Source organism: Pseudomonas sp. NPDC099000, assembly GCF_044759925.1.
Classification (GTDB): Bacteria; Pseudomonadota; Gammaproteobacteria; order Pseudomonadales; family Pseudomonadaceae; genus Aquipseudomonas.
The window spans coordinates 13,288-29,026 of record NZ_JBIWAF010000047.1 but is presented as its reverse complement, the minus strand read 5'-3'; the positions used below and the strand labels follow the sequence as shown (position 1 = coordinate 29,026).

The 15,739-nt window shown below is 61.6% G+C and carries 17 protein-coding genes and 2 pseudogenes; 7 read left to right on the top strand and 12 right to left on the bottom strand.

Annotation, left to right across the window (positions count from 1 at the left end):
* The first annotated feature begins 204 nt into the window (after positions 1–204).
* The 3 genes from ACIQV9_RS28415 to ACIQV9_RS28405 all read left to right on the top strand — a co-directional run bounded on the left by ACIQV9_RS28415 (position 205) and on the right by ACIQV9_RS28405 (position 2,489).
* Positions 205–690: a GNAT family N-acetyltransferase gene (locus ACIQV9_RS28415; protein ID WP_403108492.1), complete on the top strand. Its 486-nt coding sequence runs from the start codon at positions 205–207 to the stop codon at positions 688–690.
* A 77-nt stretch (positions 691–767) separates the two neighbouring features.
* Positions 768–2,180, top strand: coding sequence for an aspartate aminotransferase family protein (locus tag ACIQV9_RS28410; protein WP_403108489.1), 1,413 nt, complete (start codon positions 768–770; stop codon positions 2,178–2,180).
* Between the two features lie 81 nt (positions 2,181–2,261).
* Entirely contained in the window at positions 2,262–2,489 is a 228-nt protein-coding gene (locus ACIQV9_RS28405) for an MbtH family protein (protein WP_010461182.1), read from the top strand.
* A 169-nt stretch (positions 2,490–2,658) separates the two neighbouring features.
* Here ACIQV9_RS28405 and ACIQV9_RS28400 read toward each other — a convergent pair whose 3' ends face one another.
* From ACIQV9_RS28400 to ACIQV9_RS28355, 10 genes and pseudogenes are all read right to left on the bottom strand, one after another.
* Positions 2,659–3,567: a metal ABC transporter substrate-binding protein gene (locus ACIQV9_RS28400; protein ID WP_403108486.1), complete on the bottom strand. Its 909-nt coding sequence runs from the start codon at positions 3,565–3,567 to the stop codon at positions 2,659–2,661.
* Entirely contained in the window at positions 3,568–4,467 is a 900-nt protein-coding gene (locus tag ACIQV9_RS28395; RefSeq protein ID WP_314638548.1) for a metal ABC transporter permease, read from the bottom strand.
* Positions 4,467–5,303, bottom strand: coding sequence for a metal ABC transporter ATP-binding protein (locus tag ACIQV9_RS28390; RefSeq protein WP_403108482.1), 837 nt, complete (start codon positions 5,301–5,303; stop codon positions 4,467–4,469). Before ACIQV9_RS28390 ends, ACIQV9_RS28395 begins: the two co-directional genes overlap by 1 nt.
* The gene (locus ACIQV9_RS28385; RefSeq protein WP_403108480.1) at positions 5,300–6,226 is read right to left on the bottom strand and encodes a metal ABC transporter substrate-binding protein; all 927 of its coding nucleotides are present in this window, start codon (positions 6,224–6,226) and stop codon (positions 5,300–5,302) included. The genes ACIQV9_RS28390 and ACIQV9_RS28385 overlap by 4 nt, the downstream gene beginning before the upstream one ends.
* A gap of 35 nt (positions 6,227–6,261) precedes the next feature.
* Entirely contained in the window at positions 6,262–6,834 is a 573-nt protein-coding gene (locus ACIQV9_RS28380; protein ID WP_403108477.1) for a DUF6162 family protein, read from the bottom strand.
* Positions 6,831–7,154, bottom strand: a complete 324-nt coding sequence (locus tag ACIQV9_RS28375; RefSeq protein ID WP_131060102.1) for a hypothetical protein — start codon at positions 7,152–7,154, stop codon at positions 6,831–6,833. The genes ACIQV9_RS28380 and ACIQV9_RS28375 overlap by 4 nt, the downstream gene beginning before the upstream one ends.
* Positions 7,151–7,693 (bottom strand): thiamine pyrophosphate-binding protein, encoded by a 543-nt coding sequence (locus ACIQV9_RS28370; RefSeq protein WP_403108476.1) that lies wholly within the window; start codon positions 7,691–7,693, stop codon positions 7,151–7,153. Before ACIQV9_RS28370 ends, ACIQV9_RS28375 begins: the two co-directional genes overlap by 4 nt.
* Entirely contained in the window at positions 7,690–8,883 is a 1,194-nt protein-coding gene (locus tag ACIQV9_RS28365; protein WP_403108474.1) for a PepSY-associated TM helix domain-containing protein, read from the bottom strand. The genes ACIQV9_RS28370 and ACIQV9_RS28365 overlap by 4 nt, the downstream gene beginning before the upstream one ends.
* A gap of 319 nt (positions 8,884–9,202) precedes the next feature.
* A pseudogene (locus ACIQV9_RS28360) lies at positions 9,203–9,898 on the bottom strand (alpha/beta fold hydrolase); the annotation flags it as partial.
* Between the two features lie 229 nt (positions 9,899–10,127).
* A pseudogene (locus tag ACIQV9_RS28355) lies at positions 10,128–10,586 on the bottom strand (VOC family protein).
* 254 nt (positions 10,587–10,840) lie between these two features.
* On the opposite strand from ACIQV9_RS28355, the gene ACIQV9_RS28350 reads away from it, so the two are divergent.
* From ACIQV9_RS28350 to ACIQV9_RS28340, 3 genes are all read left to right on the top strand, one after another.
* Positions 10,841–12,055 (top strand): SfnB family sulfur acquisition oxidoreductase, encoded by a 1,215-nt coding sequence (locus ACIQV9_RS28350; protein WP_403108472.1) that lies wholly within the window; start codon positions 10,841–10,843, stop codon positions 12,053–12,055.
* 3 nt (positions 12,056–12,058) lie between these two features.
* The gene (locus ACIQV9_RS28345) at positions 12,059–12,724 is read left to right on the top strand and encodes a methionine ABC transporter permease (RefSeq protein WP_403108469.1); all 666 of its coding nucleotides are present in this window, start codon (positions 12,059–12,061) and stop codon (positions 12,722–12,724) included.
* Between the two features lie 70 nt (positions 12,725–12,794).
* On the top strand, positions 12,795–13,565 hold the full coding sequence (locus ACIQV9_RS28340; RefSeq protein ID WP_403108467.1) for a MetQ/NlpA family ABC transporter substrate-binding protein: 771 nt from the start codon (positions 12,795–12,797) through the stop codon (positions 13,563–13,565).
* A 123-nt stretch (positions 13,566–13,688) separates the two neighbouring features.
* Here the strand turns inward: ACIQV9_RS28340 and soxR are convergent, their stop codons facing one another.
* Entirely contained in the window at positions 13,689–14,156 is a 468-nt protein-coding gene (gene soxR / locus ACIQV9_RS28335) for a redox-sensitive transcriptional activator SoxR (protein WP_403108465.1), read from the bottom strand.
* A gap of 94 nt (positions 14,157–14,250) precedes the next feature.
* Between soxR and ACIQV9_RS28330 the strand changes: the two genes are divergently transcribed.
* The gene (locus tag ACIQV9_RS28330) at positions 14,251–14,631 is read left to right on the top strand and encodes an antibiotic biosynthesis monooxygenase (protein WP_403108463.1); all 381 of its coding nucleotides are present in this window, start codon (positions 14,251–14,253) and stop codon (positions 14,629–14,631) included.
* Here the strand turns inward: ACIQV9_RS28330 and ACIQV9_RS28325 are convergent.
* On the bottom strand, positions 14,628–15,731 hold the full coding sequence (locus tag ACIQV9_RS28325) for a sigma-54 interaction domain-containing protein (protein ID WP_403108460.1): 1,104 nt from the start codon (positions 15,729–15,731) through the stop codon (positions 14,628–14,630). The two genes, ACIQV9_RS28330 and ACIQV9_RS28325, sit on opposite strands and share 4 nt — an antisense overlap.
* Positions 15,732–15,739: the final 8 nt, after the last annotated feature.

The following is a 15,739-nucleotide window of genomic DNA, read 5'->3' as shown; positions in this document are numbered from 1 at the left end:
CAGTTACAACGGTTACCACTCACCTGTAGCAGCGGAAAAGCTGGCGGCGTGAGAACCGAAAAAAATGTCCAAAATTACTGGACCAGTTCAGGCTCGCTCCTACAGGGGGGCACATCAAATGTAACTTCTCTCCATTAGTCACCGGCTCGCCACAGCGCTATCGTCCCCGGCAGCTTTTTCTCAATGGATTGAGGTAACAGCGCCATGGATGCATCGATTCTCATCTGCAAGGCAACCCCCGCCGACGCCGGTATCATCAGCCGGATCGTCGAGCGTTCCATCCGCGTCGGCTGTGCGCTCGACCACCGCAACGACCCGCGAACCGTCGCCACCTGGACCCACAACAAAACCATCGAACACGTGCAACCGTGGCTGACCGACCAACGGTTGTACCTGAACATCGCCCTGTTGCAGGACAAACCGGTCGGTGTCGCCATGGCGGCGATCAGTGGCAAGGTCGCGTTCTGCTACGTGCAGCCGGAATGGTTTCGTCGCGGTGCCGGAGAGGCGCTGGTTCACGACCTCGAAGGCTGGTTGATCGACCAGGGGCTGGCCCAGGCACGACTCAACAGCACCCGCACCAGCGAGGCTTTTTACCGTCATTTGGGGTACCGGCCCTGCGCCGAAATCTTCACCGTGGCCGGGCTCCACGCCATTCCCATGCACAAGGCACTGACACCCCCTTCATAGAAAGCTGATCGAGGGTCTAAATCCTCGGCGCCCTGATGCGTTTCCAGAACAGGAAAACCTTATTGAGGGGTCGAGAGATGTCAGTCGCTACCAGCCTTATGGAAGATCAGTCGGCCCGGATCACTCCGGCGCCGGCCGAGACGCTTTATCAGTTCAACGAATCGCCGCTGCTGGCCCGTCAAAACCAGCAGGAATCGAATGCCCGCAGCTACCCGCGGCGCATTCCCTTGGCGCTCAAACGCGCCAAGGGCATTTATGTCGAAGACGTCGAAGGCCGCCGTTTCATCGACTGCCTGGCCGGTGCCGGGACCTTGGCCCTGGGGCATAACCATGCGGTGGTGATCGAAGCGATCCAGAAAGTACTGACCGATGAACTTCCGCTGCACACTCTCGACCTGACCACGCCGGTCAAGGATCAGTTTGTCCAGGACCTGTTCGGTCTGCTGCCGCCGGCGTTGGCCGCGCAAGCCAAGATCCAGTTCTGCGGCCCCACCGGCACCGACGCGGTAGAAGCCGCGCTGAAACTGGTTCGCACTGCCACCGGACGCAGCACCGTGTTGTCGTTTCAGGGCGGTTATCACGGCATGAGCCAGGGTGCGTTGAGCCTGATGGGCAGCCTGGGGCCGAAAAAACCGCTGGGCGCCTTGCTCAGCAATGGCGTGCAGTTCATGCCCTATCCCTACGATTACCGCTGCCCGTTCGGCCTCGGTGGCGCGCAAGGGGTGAAGGTCAACCTGAGCTACCTGGAAAACCTGCTCAATGATCCGGAGGCCGGCGTGCAATTGCCAGCGGCGGTGATCGTCGAAGCGGTGCAGGGCGAGGGCGGGGTTATCCCGGCCGATCTCGACTGGCTGCGCGGTTTGCGACGCATCACCGAACAGGCTGGCGTGGCGTTGATCGTCGATGAAATCCAGAGCGGTTTCGCTCGCACCGGCAAGATGTTCGCCTTCGAGCACGCCGGGATCATTCCGGACGTGGTGGTGATGTCCAAAGCCATCGGCGGCAGCCTGCCGCTCGCAGTCGTGGTTTACCGCGACTGGCTCGACACCTGGCTGCCGGGCGCCCATGCCGGGACCTTCCGCGGCAACCAGATGGCCATGGCCGCGGGTTCTGCGGTGATGCGTTACCTGACCGAACACAAGGTCTGCGAGCACGCCGCCGCCATGGGCGAGCGCCTGAGCGAACACCTGCGCATCCTGCAGCGAGACTTCCCGCAATTGGGCGACATTCGCGGTCGCGGCTTGATGCTCGGCGTTGAACTGGTCGATCCGACGGGCACGCCCGATGCGTTGGGGCATCCGCCGATCTTTGGTCGCCTGGCGCCACTGGTACAGCGTGAATGCCTCAAGCGCGGTTTGATTCTTGAACTGGGCGGCCGTCATGGCGGCGTGGTGCGTTTCCTGCCGCCGCTGGTGATTACCGCTGCGGAAATCGATCGGGTGGCGGAGATTTTCGGCCGGGCCATGGCCGCGGCCACCGCCAGCCTCTAAATTTTTCCGCACCTGGAACGTTCTTTCTACATACCGGCTGCGCACGCAGTGCAGCCCACCCTACAGCGATGGAGACACACCATGACGTCAGTATTCGACCGCGAGGACATCCTCTTTCAGGTCGTGGTCAACCACGAAGAGCAATACTCGATCTGGCCCGACTACAAAGCCGTGCCTGCCGGCTGGCGCACCGTGGGCAAGAGCGGCCTGAAAAAGGAATGCCTGGCCTACATCGAAGAAACCTGGACCGATATGCGCCCGTTGAGCTTGCGTCAGAAGATGGATGAGCAGGCGGCAGTGGCTAATTAAGTCAACGCGCAAAAAGAAGCCCGCTGGACTGGTGACAGTCAGCGGGCTTTTTTTGCTAGAGATCGTTCCCACGCTCTGCGTGGGAATGCAGCCCGGGACGCTCCGCGTCCCAAAGCGGACGCAGAGCGTCCATTGAGGCATTCCCACGCAGAGCGTGGGAACGATCATCTTAGGCCGGGGGCTTGTCGCTCAACCCCTTGATCACCAGATCCACATTCCCTTCCAGCTCAGCCACCGGATCCGCCGCGTCCACACTCAATACCACCAACCGACTGCCAGCCTCTGTGATCACCGCTTTCAGCGCCTCTGACGGCTGGCGTTGATGCAACACCACCGCCACGTCGTTGTCTTTCAGTGTCGCGCCCAATTGCTTGAGTGCTTCAGGTGTCCACTCGGCATCCGGCCGTGCATCGAGGCCGATCAGCTCCAGGTTCAGCCCGCCGATCAAATAGCCAAAGTGATCGCTCAGGCTCATCACGCTGAGGTTATCGGCACTGGCCAGGCGTGCTTCGCTGTCCGCGCTGAGCTTGAGCAAGCGCTGCTTGAGCGCCGCCAGGTTAGCCTCGATCGCAGGCTTTGCCTCGGGCGCGAGGCGCACCAGGTCGGCCGCCATCACATCCGCCATCCGTCCCATGTTGTTACTGGAAAACCACGGCTGGCTGTTCAACCCGTCGACCTTGTTGCTCGGCTGTACGGCGATGCCGGGCAGGGCGCCGTCCACGGGGCGGGCGGCGTCGACTTCGATGATACGAATGTTGCTGCGCCGAGAAATCGGGTACAGCGGATCATCCGCCCACAATGAGCGCAGACCGATCACCGCATCGGCGTCGGTCGCCAGTTTGGCCAGCGCCGGAGCGCCGCGCCCGGTGAAGTACGCGGTCTGGCGGCTGCCCGGCAGGTTGGCGGGCGCCGCCCGCTCAAGGCTGACGTTGGTGCCCTTGAGCAGGACTTCGCCCAGGCCGTAAGTGATTGGCAAGGACGCCAGCACGCGCAGTGGTTTTGTGTCCGCTGCAAAGGTGGTAGTGACCAGCCCGCACAGGGCAATGGCCAGGGTCAATTGACGCAGAGAAAAAGACATTTATCCGATATTCCCTTTCAGGCTTGGAACAACGCCACGCGCGATGGCGGCGAGAGCGAAGGCGATACCGGCGACCAGAATGATCGCGGCGCCGGACGGAATGGGCAGGTCGAAGACGATTGGCGCGAGAATCCCGCACAGCGTGCTGACCGTGGCGATCAGCACCGAGCACCAGAAGAAGCCCTTCAGCGACTGGCTGAGCAAGCGTGCCGCCGCGGCCGGAATCACCAGCAGCGCCCCGACCAGAATCGCGCCGATGACTTTTACCGCCGCCACGGTGATCAGGGTCACCAGAATCACAAACAGATAATCCAGCGTCTTCACTGCCACGCCACGGACCGCCGCCAGTTGCGGATTGAAACTGGCCAGCATGATGCGGTTGTACAGGGGCAAGGCCAGCGCCATCACCAGCGAGCCGACGATGGCCAGCACCAGCAGATCGTTACCGTTGACCGTCAGCACCGAACCGAACAGCACGTTTTCGAGGATGTGCACGTTGATCTTGCCCGCCAGGATCAGCAGCAGGCTCGCACCCAGGGCCAGCGACACCGAGAGAAATACGCCGATCAACGTATCCGGCGCCAGCCCCGTGCGGTTGCGCAGGTAGTTGAGCAGGATGCCGAACAGCAGACAGTAACCGAACAGGCTGCCGTAAGGCCCGGTGTACGGTTCGCCCAGCAGAATGCCGACGGCCACGCCGGTCAATGCCGCGTGACCCACCGCTTCGGAGAAAAACGCGAAGCGCTTGACCACCACCAGCGTGCCCAGACCGCCCAGTACCGGGCCGATCAGCAAACCGGCGAGCAGGGCGTTGACCACAAAACCATAGGCCAGCGCTTCAGGCAGATAACCCGAAGACGCCCAGCCCTGGACCATCAAGCGAAAGGTTTCATAACTCATCAGGCAGCGCTCCGTGGATGGGTCGAGAACAGGGTCAGCAAGCGTTCCGGGGTCAGCGCCTGTTTCGGCGTGGCATCGAACAGCACCCGGCGGTTAAGCCCGGTGACGTGATCCGCCAGACGTCCGACCGCTTCCAGATCGTGCTCGATCCACAGCACCGTGATGCCGCTCTGGCGCCAGTCGCCGAGCAGTCGTTCGAACACCTGGATACCGGCCTCATCGAGGGCCGACATCGGTTCGTCGAGCACCAGCAGCTGCGGCGCCGGGATCAACCCTTGAGCGAGCAACACGCGCTGACGCTCACCACCGGACAACGCGCCCATGCGCCGCTTGCGTTTGTCCTGCATGCCTACTCGTTCCAAGGCTTCGCCAATGGCGGCCGCGTAATGCTTGCTCAAACCGAGGAACGCCGGACGGCGCTGACACATCGCGGCCATGAAATCGTCGACGGTCATGGGCAGGCCGCGGTCGAATTCCAGCGCTTGAGGCACGTAACCGATGGTCCCGGGTGTGCCCGGCCATTGCAGACTCAGCCGGCCCTGATGCGGCATCTGCCCGAGCAGGGTCTTGATCAACGAACTCTTGCCGCCACCGTTCGGGCCGACCAGCGCATGTAGGCTGCCGGGCTGGACCTGGAAGGTCACGTTGTCGAGGATCGTCGTGCGCCCCAGCGTCAAGCTGACCTGCGCAAAATCCAGCGTCGGTCCCGAACCCTGTAGGAGTGAGCCTGCTCGCGATTGCGGTGTGTCATTTTGCGATGATGTTGACTGGCCGGACGCCTTTGCGAGCAAGCTCGCTCCCACAGGGGATTCGGTGATGGTTTCTTTGGCCGTCATTTCCCCGACTCCTGAATCGCCCGAACCACGGTGTTGAGGTTGCCGGTCATTTCCTTTTCGTACTTGTCGGCGGTGTATTCGCCATAGGAAATGTGCGACAGCGGGTACAGCTTCACCCCGGATTCACGCTGGATGGTGTCGACGTAGCTGGAGGGGAAATCCATCTCCGAGAAGATCACCTTCACGTCCAGTTCACGCAGTTGATCGATGGTTTTTTTCAACTGGCTGGGGCTCGGCTCGATGCCGTGGGCCGGTTCGACCACGGCGGTCACTTCCAGGCCGAATTCGCGCAGCAGATAGTCATAAGCCGCGTGCACCGTGGCCACCCGCAATTCGGCGTTCGGTGCCTGGGTCAGTTTCGCCAGGGCATCGGCGCGCATCTGCCGCAGGCGCTTGCCGTAGGCGCGGGCGTTCTGGGTGTAGGTCTTGGCGTTGGCCGGGTCGAGCTTGCCCAGTTCCCGGGCGATGTTGTTGACCTGGGCAATGGAGGCGCTGATCGACAGGAAGGTGTGCGGATTGACGACCTTGCCGGCACCGCGGGCGGCGGTGCCGGTTGCCGCCAGCAGCGGCACGTTTTCGTTGGCTTCGATCACCGGGACGTTCGGCGTTTCGCTGGCGGCGATCATGCGGTCGGCGAAGTCGTCATGACCGACGCCATTGAGCACGACCACGTCGAGCCCGCGGATGCGCTTGATGTCTTCGGCGCGGGGCTCATAGGCATGCGGGTTGAAACCGGCCGGAATCAGCGGTACCACCTCGGCCTTGTCACCGACGATGTTGGCCACGTAGCTGTAATAGGGGTGCAGGGTGATGCCGATGCGCAGGCGCTTGGCTTCGTCGGCGCTGGCCAGTGGCGTCAGCAATAAGGCAAGCAGGCCGACCAGCAACGGGCGCAGGAAAGAGCGTTGAGATGAAATAGGCATGGGAAAGCGGTCTTCTCTCGGGTGAAGGCGAGGGGTCAGTGCCGGTGCTGGCGGGTCACGCCGGCATCGAATTGCGCGACGATCTGCTGCCAGCCGGCGCTTTCCAGCGCGGCATCAGTGAGATCGGTCGGGGCCGCTAGGGCTTTGCCGCGGTTGAGCCAGACGTCCGGCGCATCGTCGCCGGCAGTCAGGCGCATCAGAAACGAGCCGGCCACGGCAGGTGTCTGGCTCTGACCGAAGTAAGCCTTGGCGTCGAGCAACTGCCAGGCATGGCCGCCACGGCTGACGGAGCTGGCGTCCTGGGCAAACGGTGCAAAACCTTCATCGGCAAGCGTTGCCGGTGTCGGCAGCGCTTGCTGTTCCTGGCGCAGCAGGTGGATCTCGTCGAGTGTCACCCGCAGGTCGGCGTAGATCCCTTGCTCGGACGCGCTCAGATCACGACGGGCATCCAGCTGATGGCTGCTAACGCTGCTGACTTCCTGGGCCTCATGACGCCAGGCGACCACCGAGCCGGCCACCGCCAGGATCATCAGGCACAACAGCAACACATACAGGGTTTCATGGCCGGCACCGGCGGGGCGCACGACGTGCGTGGTTGGCGTACTCATGGGGCTTCAATGTCCGCTTGGTCGATCTCGACGACGTGGCCGGGGCCTGCGTCGAACAGCACGTAGAATTCGGCGCCGGGCTTCTTGAAAGTCAGGGTCGAATCGGCGCCGAGCTTGCCCGGCACCAGGATGGTTTCGTCGTAGCCGATCACGTCCAGCGTCACGCCCGGCGCGCCGCTGCCGTCGGAGAAACCGCCCGTGCACTGGATTTGTTCGGCGTCGATGGCTTTGCATTCGCACATCGGGTTGTGGGCCAGGGCGCTGGCGCTGAAACCGGCGCAGAGCACGAGCAAAGCCGCGTTCAGAGAACGTAGCGTCATGGTTTGCCTCCTTGTTTGTTCAGCCACGCGAGGGTGGCGGGGGATGCCTGGCTCAGGGGGATCGACGCTTGGTGCATCGCGCCGTCCCAGCCTTCCATGGTGATCCACAGTTCGGCGTCGGCTTTGGTCTTGTCGGGGATCGGCAGCATGGCGCCCATGCGGTACGGCGTGCCGAAGAAAATCACCCCGGCGGCGCGCAGGCTGCGCGGTTTGCCGATGCGCAGATACGTCGCCTTGACCTGGTCGCGGCAGCTGTCGCACAGCGCCGCGTTGAAGCTCTTCATGTGGCCGGCCGGGCCATCGAGGGTCGGGGCTTCATTGCGCAACTCGGCGAGGCGCAGGCTCCAGGGCCCGACTTGCACTTCTCCGATTTCCCGCTCACCCAGGCCGGTGTCACCGCGAAACAGCGCCGCGTCGGCAAAATATTTGGGCATGAACCCCAGCGGCACCAGCAACAGCAGAACGTTGATGTGGAAGCGCCATTTGTGCCAGAAGCGGCTCAGTTTCGAGGCTGGTTTTTCAGCGGCGAACAGGCTCATTGGCTGACCTCCGTGGTTTCACGGCTGTTGACGGCAGAGGTGCGCGGACGCTTGTCTTTGCGCTTGAAGGCGTTGGCCGTGGCCAGGGCGGTGCGTTTGGTCCAGATCAGCAGGCCGCTGAGGACCATCATGCTCAGGATCAAGCCGAAGAAGAACCAGATCAGCTTGATCCAGATGCCGCCGAAATCACCGGTGTGCAATGGCCGCATGGATTCGGTTACCAACTCCAGGCCGGAACGGTCCGACAGCAGGCGGGTAGCGGCGACATCGCCGGTGTACGGGTTGATCTCGGCGGTCTGGAACATCAACGGATACCAACTGCGACCACCCACCGTGAGGTAGCTGTAGGCATTGGCGGGCATGCTGACGAAGCTGTCTTCCAGACCCGGAATGCGTTCTTTGGCCTGCGCAATCGCGGCTTCCAGGCTGATCATCGGCGCTGGCGAACTATCGGTGCTCACCGGCACGCTCTCACGCGGAACCACAAGCGCCACTGGTGCGGTGGAAATCGACACCTGGTTATCGAACATGAATGCCTGGATCAGGAACCAGGTGCTGGTGATGGAAATCACCGCGATGAACCAGATCGACCAGATGCCGCTGAGGCGGTGAAAGTCGCCCCAGAAAATCCGCGCGCCGTGCCGGATGCGTAACGTCGGGCGCAAGAAGCCTTTCCAGAAGCGCTTGTAGACCACCAGCCCGGTCACCAGGGACGCCAGTAATGGCAGGCTCAGGAACGACACCAGGTACCAGCCCCAGCTGTAGCCGTTGGTGAACGGCACCAGCCACCAGCCATGCAAGGCACGGGTGAAGGCCTGGAAATTGAATTGCGGGGCAGTGCCCTGAATCACGCCGCTGTACGGGTTGACGTATACCTTCACCGAGCGCCCGTCGGGGTAGCTGACATCGACATCGAGCGCGAAGTGCGACTCGTCGGGCCGGCTGATGCCCTCGACCAGGGTGTTCGGTTCCGCCTTCTTGATGGCGGCGATGATCTGGTCATAACTGAGCAACGGTGCATCGTCCGAAGGCTGGCTGGCGCGCATCTGCGGGTTGGCCAGCCAGACGATTTCCTGACTGACCACCGCCAGCGTGCCGGTGACACAGACGATCAGCACGAAAAACCAGATCGGCAAGGCCAGCCAGCTATGGACCAGAAACCAGAGTTTGGAGCGGGATTTCTTCGACATGATTAAAGGTCTTGTATCTGTGAGAGGGCCTCTGCTGCGGGCTTCCCAGCGATGAGTCCATGAAAGGCCGGTCCGTGGCTTTTGCCTACGCGGACTGACTGCATCTAAATAGGACGGATGAGGACCGGAAATCCCGAAGGGCAATGTGAAAGTAAATGTTTCGCGTTCCACGAACACGCAACTTGCCCTGTGGGAGCGGGCTTGCCCGCGATAGCGTCCTGTCATTCAACATCGACGTAGGCTGACCCACCGCAATCGCGGGCAAGCCCGCTCCCACAGGGAACCAGTGTTCAGTTCAAACTGGAGCATTTCCTCGCCGTCCCTGATCCAGCAGCGGTTTCACATCCCATAATGACGGCAGCACAACACCGCGCCCGTCCAGTGCCCACTGCAAGACAATCTCGCCGTTGTTGGACGACAACGGTCCGCTGACCCGCACGCTTTCTTGAACCCCGTTGCGTTCCAGGTTCCAGATGCCGAAGGCGTTGTCGCTCTCCTTGATGACCAGGCAATGGTGCTGCTCCAGTTCGCTTAACGTCTGCGGCACGCCCTGACGTTGCAGGTAACCGGGCGCCGCGCAGACGACCCGTCGATTACTCACCAACCGCCGGCCGATGTGCTGGCCGGGAATGTTGTCCAGCAGGACCATCCGTTGCACGGTGTCGGGATGATCCAGTGCCAGGCGATGGGCCACGCGAGCGCCGCGGTCGTGGGCCAGCACCGAAAACTGTTCGAAGCCCAGGGACTTCATCAGCTCGACGCTGTCCTTGGCCATTTCGCGTTTGGAATAGTTTGTGTGGTAATCGTTGGCCGGTGGTTTGCCGCTGTCGCCGTAACCGCGCAGGTCGGCGGCGATCACGGTGAAGTGCCCGGCCAGTTGTTCAGCGAACTTGTGCCAGATGACGTGGGTCTGCGGGTGACCGTGCAGCAACAGCAGGCCCGGCCCGCCGCCGATGCGGTAGGCAATGTCCACACCGTTGACGTGGCGCTGGTCTTTCAGGAATCCGGCGAACATGGGGCGAGTCGTTGTTGTAGTTGCCTGCATCCTGAAAGTGTTGCGCGCCGGGGGCAAGGCGTGAAGCGTGGTGCGTTTGTTCATGAAGTGTGTAGAACCAGGATCGTTCCCCCGCTCCGCGTGGGAATGCCTCAATGGACGCTCTGCGTCCGCTATTGGGACGCGGAGCGTCCCGGGCTGCATTCCCACGCGGACGGTTCGACGCCTCGACGTGGGAACGATCAGTGGCTCAACCCTGCTGAAACATCTCCTTCGCCCGCTGCTCAATCTGCTCCTGAGTCAAATCCTCCTTGCGCGTAGCCAGAAACCAAAGATGCCCATAGGGATCTTTCAACGTCCCCGAGCGGTCGCCATAAAACTGATCCTTGACCTCAGACACCACCGTGCCACCCGCCGCAATCGCCTATTTATAAGACTTGTCCACATCGTTCACATACAAATGCAGCCCCACGGACGGCGATTTGTCGGGATTGCTCAATGGCCCCTGATCGCACGGCGTACCGAGCATGATCGGGCAATCGCCAATCCTAAGCTCGGCATGTCCAATCCCGCCATCCGGCATGGCCAGGCGCATGACTTCGGTGGCACCAAAAGCCTTCTTGTAGAACTCGATGGCTTCGGCCGCTTTTTGAATGCCCAGATAAGGCGTGATGCTGTGATAACCCTCTGGAATGGGTTTGACGCTCATGACGGTTCTCCCTTGTTGTTGTGAATTGAAGGTGTTCCTTCGCCGATTTCCGGTCGGGTAACTATAGGTCAGCGTCTTTTGCGCAACCGAGTGCCCGACGAGCAGCAGCGCCACTGTTCAGCAATCAACAGCGCAGCAGCAGATTGCTCGGGTTTATCCCTATTCAGTCGACAAAACCCCGGAAAACACGAGGTGAAAGGGTCGGCACAGAAGCTGCAATGTCCTTTCGAAAACATCAGCGCCGAGAGACTTGTATGCCCGAATCTGCCGTTTATCCGATCAACCCACCGGCCGCCCATCGGATCGCCGATGAAGCCGAAGCCTTGCGCGTCGCGGAACGCGTTGCCGCGGTTTTGCTGGAACAGGACGCTGAGCGCGACCGCACCCGCCAGGTGCCTGCCGAGATCGTCGACCTTTATTCCAACAGCGGCCTGTGGGGCATCAGCGTGCCGAAAGCATTTGGCGGCGCGCAGGTCTCCTATGCGGTGCTGGCGCAGGTCATCGCGATCATCTCGGCGGCCGATCCGTCCCTGGGGCAGATCCCGCAAAACCATTATTGCCTGCTGGAAGACATCCGCCTGCAAGGCACACCCGAGCAACAGGCACATTTCTTCGAGCTGGCGCTGCAAGGTCATCGCTTTGCCAATGCCTTGTCGGAAACCGGCGGCAAGAACGTGCAGGATATTCAGGCGACCATCCGCCGTTTCGGCGACGGCCATGTGATCAACGGCCGCAAGGGTTATTGCACCGGTTCGCTCTATGCCCACTGGCTGGCGGTGCTGGCGCTGGATGAAGAGCAGAAGGGCCAGTTGGCGTTCGTCGAGCGCGGCACGAAAGGGCTGGTGATCGTCGACGACTGGGACAGCATTGGCCAGCGCACCACGTCCAACGGCACCGTGCTGGCCGAGGACTTGCACGTATCGGCGTTCAATCTGTTCCCGACGTATCGGTCCTACGAAACGCCCACCCTGGCCGGTCCGTTCGCGCAGTTGACCACCGCGGCCATCGATGCCGGCATCGCCCGCGCGGCCCTGCGGGACACGGTCGCCTTCGTCCAGCAATTCGCCCGGCCATGGATCGACGCAGGCGTGGAAAAGGCCAGCGAAGATCCGCTGACCATTATTCAGGTGGGTGGCCTGGAGATTCGTCTGGAAGCCGCTGAAGCCTTGCTGGAACGGGCGGGGCGAGCGCTGGATGCCGCGCGTCCGGCACCCGATGAAGACAACGTCGCCCAGGCGTCCCTGGCGGTGGCCAAGGCCAAGGTGCTGACCACCGAAATCGCCATTGAGGCGACCAACAAACTCTTCGAACTCGGCGGCACCCGCTCGACCTTGAAGAAACACAATTTTGACCGTCACTGGCGCAACGCCCGGGTTCACACCCTGCACGACCCGGTGCGCTGGAAATACCACGTGGTCGGCAACTGGCTGCTCAACGGTGTGAAACCTCCGCGCCACGATTGGTCGTGACCCATGGCCGAGTGGTTTAAAAACATCTATTGGGCCGACATCGCCCAGGCCTGCCTCGACACCCTGAGCATGCTCGGTGCTGCGCTGGGTTTTACCGTGTTGCTGGGATTGCCGTTGGGCGTGATTCTTTTCCTCACCGGCAAGCGCCAGTTGCACGAAGCCGTCGGGGTGTACCGGGTGCTGTCGGTGATCGTCAACGTGCTGCGCTCGCTGCCGTTCATCATTTTGCTGATCGTGCTGATTCCCCTGACCACGTTGCTGGTCGGCACTTCGCTCGGCGTGCCGGGGACGATTCCGCCGCTGGTGGTCGGCTGCACACCGTTCTTCGCGCGGCTGGTGGAAACCGCGTTGCGCGAAGTCGATCGCGGGGTGGTGGAAGCGACCCAGGCCATGGGCGGCACCACTTGGCAGATCATCCGTCACACCTTGTTGCCGGAAGCCCGGGGAGGGCTGCTGGCAGCGGTCACGGTGACCGCGATTGTGCTGGTGGATTACACGGCGATGGCCGGCGTGATCGGTGGCGGCGGACTCGGCGACCTGGCGATCCGCTACGGCTATCAGCGGTTTCAGACGGACGTGATGGTGGTCACCGTGGTGCTGTTGCTGATCCTCGTCCAGGCGCTGCAAATGACCGGCGACCGGTTGGTGGCGCGCTACAGCCGACGTTAAACGGTCAACTCAAAAAAACAGGCCCCACGTCCACCCCACGACGGCCACTCAATCTGCCTAGGAGCACAACATGAAAAAGACCTTGGCCATTCTGGCTGCCCTCGTGTCGTTGAGCGTTCACGCCAACGAAAAACTCACCGTCGGCGCCACCCCGGTACCGCACGCGGAAATCCTCGAGTTCATCAAACCAACCCTGGCCAAGGAAGGCGTGGACCTGGACATCAAGGTCTTCACCGACTTCATCCAGCCTAACCAGCAGTTGGCGTTGAAGAACCTCGACGCTAACTATTACCAGTACCGGCCGTTTCTCGACGATTACAACAAGACCCGCCACACCGACCTGGTGCCGGTGGTGGGCGTGCACATCGAACCGTTTGGCGCGTACTCGACCAGGATCAAAAACATCGCCGAGCTGAAGGACGGCGCCACCGTGTCGATTCCCAACGACCCGGTGAACACCGGCCGCGCGCTGGTGCTGCTGCACGAAGCCGGGCTGCTAAAGCTCAAGGACCCGAGCAACACCCTGGCGACCCAGCGCGACATTATCGAGAACCCGAAACACCTGAAGATTCGTGAACTGGAAGGCGCGTTGCTCGCGCGTTCAGTGAGCCAGGTGGACCTGGCGTTTGTGTTCGCCAACTACGCCCTGGAAGCGGGGATCGATACCAACAGCGCGCTGATCGTCGAGAAGGGCAAAAGCCTGTACATCGAATTCCTCGTGGCGCGGCCGGATAACATCAATGATCCGGGTGTGCAGAAACTGGCCAAGGCGTTGAATTCCGATGAGGTTCGGCAGTTCATCCTGAACCGCTACAAAGGGCAGATTGCGCCGGGGTTCTGAATCCTCACTGACTGGTCGGCCGCCATCGCGAGCAGGCTCGCTCCTACACTGGATGTGTGAACGCCACAGATCCAATGTGGGAGTGAGCCGGCTCCGGGCGGCGTTCCGACGATGGCCGCACCACTATTCCGGATCAGCCTTCGATTCAAGCAGCCGCGCCCCCGGCCCCCGATCCCCCAGCACATCACCAGAATTACGCAACGGACACGCCTCCATCGACAAACATCCACAGCCAATGCAGCCATTAAGCTTGTCCCGCAGCAAGGTCAATTGATTGATCCGCTCATCCAGATCCCGACTCCACTGCGCTGACATTACCTTCCAGTCCGCCGCCGTCGGCGCGCGGTTATCCGGCAAGGCTTTCAGTGCCTCGCCAATCTCCGCCAACGGAATCCCCAGCCGCTGCGCGACTTTGATCAACGCCACCCGTCGCAGCACTTCCCGCGGATAACGCCGCTGGTTGCCCTGATTGCGATTGCTTTTGATCAAACCCTTGGACTCGTAAAAGTGCAGCGCCGTGACTGCCACGCCACTGCGCGCGGCCAATTGGCCGACGGTGAGTTCCTTGTGCAAATGTTCCGAGGTGATCATTTGAAAAATGCCTCTTGACCTCTAGTTAACTCGAGGTTTACCCTGCAAGCCTTCGGATCGCAAGGTCCGGCTTACACGTCAGTGGGGAATCTTCATGCAAGCGCCAGAAAAAAATCGCAGCTTCACCCAGTTGATCGAATTCGAGATCGAACCCCATCAGCAGCCCGCGTTGGTGTCGGCCTTGTCAAAGCAGACCGAGCGTCTGGCCCAAGGCTACAGCGGGTTTTTGAGTGCGAGCATCCAGGCCAGCGACGATGGCCGGAGGGTGCTCAATTACCTGCAATGGCAATCTCGCGAGGCGGGGGAAGCCGCGTTTCAGAGCTTTGAAAGCGGCGAGCAGGATTTCTGGCAACTGATTCGCGCGCATCAGGCGAAAACCGTGACCTTTGGCTCGTTCCAGGTGCTGCACAGTCTGGAACGTAGCCACGACGACGCGTTGCACTGCAACTTGGTGCATCAGGGGGTAAGCGCTTAGATCGACAACTGCATCAAGCGCTCACCCTGAACGTTTTCCGTGGGCCGGCGCTTGTTCACCGCCAGTTCGCCGATCTTGATCAGTCGTGTGCGCGTGACGTTGCGGCTCAAGCCCAGCAGGGCAGCGGTGTGCACCTGGTTGTAATGGCTGAAGCGATACGCCGCGCGCAACAACGCGTCTTCGACTTTCTCGTGGAGCGCACCGGCCTGTTCTTCGAAGAGCTTTTGAAAGGCCCGATCGAGCAAGGCTTCCGGTGAATCGTCGAAGCCTGCGTGGTGATCGTCCTGACGCTCGATGCGCATGTTCGACAGGCGCAGGTCATCGCGTTCGATCACGCCGTTGCGGCAGATCAGCAGGGTGTGGTGAATCACGTTTTCCAGTTCGCGGATGTTGCCCGGCCAGCTGTAGCTGCGCAGTTTCAGTTCGGCCTCTTTGCTGATGGTGATGGTGCCGTAACCCAGGCGCTGGCTGTAGGCTTCGACGAAATGTCGGGTCAGCGGCAGGATGTCGCCGGGACGGTCGCGCAACGGGCTCAGTTCCAGGCTGACCACGTCGAGGCGGTAGTACAAATCCTCGCGGAAATGCCCGGCGTTGATGGCTTTTTCCAGCTGCACGTTGGTCGCGGCCAGCACCCGCACGTCGATGGGAATACTTTTGCGCGAACCGAGGCGAACCACTTCGCGCTCCTGCAACACGCGCAGCAACTTGACCTGAATCGCCATCGGCAGATCGCCGATTTCGTCGAGGAACAAGGTGCCGCCATCGGCCTCTTCGAACCAGCCGGCCTTGGCGCTCAAGGCGCCGGTAAAAGCCCCTTTCTCATGGCCGAACAACTCGGCTTCCACCAGAGATTCGGAAAACGCACCGCAGTTCACCGCCACGAAGGGCCGGTTGCGCCGGGCGCTGAGGTTGTGGATATGCCGCGCCACCAGCTCCTTGCCGGTGCCGGTCTCGCCGATGATCAGCACGCTGGCTTCACTCGGCGCGACTTGTTGAATGTGGGCGAGCAAGGCTTGTGATTTCGGGTCTTCGAACACCTGCGCGGTGGCGCGGATCGACGTGGCCAGAGCGGGCGAGGGCGGTAGGGTCAGAAGTTGCATCAGGCAGG

Bases quoted from the DNA above. Each gene is read 5' to 3' on its own strand.
- ACIQV9_RS28400 (WP_403108486.1), bottom strand. From the start codon at position 3,567: ATGTCTTTTTCTCTGCGTCAATTGACCCTGGCCATTGCCCTGTGCGGG.
- soxR (WP_403108465.1), bottom strand. From the start codon at position 14,156: ATGATCACCTCGGAACATTTGCACAAGGAACTCACCGTCGGCCAATTG.
- ACIQV9_RS28395 (WP_314638548.1), bottom strand. From the start codon at position 4,467: ATGAGTTATGAAACCTTTCGCTTGATGGTCCAGGGCTGGGCGTCTTCG.
- ACIQV9_RS28330 (WP_403108463.1), top strand. From the start codon at position 14,251: ATGCAAGCGCCAGAAAAAAATCGCAGCTTCACCCAGTTGATCGAATTC.
- ACIQV9_RS28350 (WP_403108472.1), top strand. From the start codon at position 10,841: ATGCCCGAATCTGCCGTTTATCCGATCAACCCACCGGCCGCCCATCGG.
- ACIQV9_RS28380 (WP_403108477.1), bottom strand. From the start codon at position 6,834: ATGAGTACGCCAACCACGCACGTCGTGCGCCCCGCCGGTGCCGGCCAT.
- ACIQV9_RS28410 (WP_403108489.1), top strand. From the start codon at position 768: ATGTCAGTCGCTACCAGCCTTATGGAAGATCAGTCGGCCCGGATCACT.
- ACIQV9_RS28405 (WP_010461182.1), top strand. From the start codon at position 2,262: ATGACGTCAGTATTCGACCGCGAGGACATCCTCTTTCAGGTCGTGGTC.
- ACIQV9_RS28370 (WP_403108476.1), bottom strand. From the start codon at position 7,693: ATGAGCCTGTTCGCCGCTGAAAAACCAGCCTCGAAACTGAGCCGCTTC.
- ACIQV9_RS28340 (WP_403108467.1), top strand. From the start codon at position 12,795: ATGAAAAAGACCTTGGCCATTCTGGCTGCCCTCGTGTCGTTGAGCGTT.
- ACIQV9_RS28325 (WP_403108460.1), bottom strand. From the start codon at position 15,731: ATGCAACTTCTGACCCTACCGCCCTCGCCCGCTCTGGCCACGTCGATC.
- ACIQV9_RS28415 (WP_403108492.1), top strand. From the start codon at position 205: ATGGATGCATCGATTCTCATCTGCAAGGCAACCCCCGCCGACGCCGGT.
- ACIQV9_RS28375 (WP_131060102.1), bottom strand. From the start codon at position 7,154: ATGACGCTACGTTCTCTGAACGCGGCTTTGCTCGTGCTCTGCGCCGGT.
- ACIQV9_RS28345 (WP_403108469.1), top strand. From the start codon at position 12,059: ATGGCCGAGTGGTTTAAAAACATCTATTGGGCCGACATCGCCCAGGCC.
- ACIQV9_RS28385 (WP_403108480.1), bottom strand. From the start codon at position 6,226: ATGCCTATTTCATCTCAACGCTCTTTCCTGCGCCCGTTGCTGGTCGGC.
- ACIQV9_RS28390 (WP_403108482.1), bottom strand. From the start codon at position 5,303: ATGACGGCCAAAGAAACCATCACCGAATCCCCTGTGGGAGCGAGCTTG.
- ACIQV9_RS28365 (WP_403108474.1), bottom strand. From the start codon at position 8,883: ATGTCGAAGAAATCCCGCTCCAAACTCTGGTTTCTGGTCCATAGCTGG.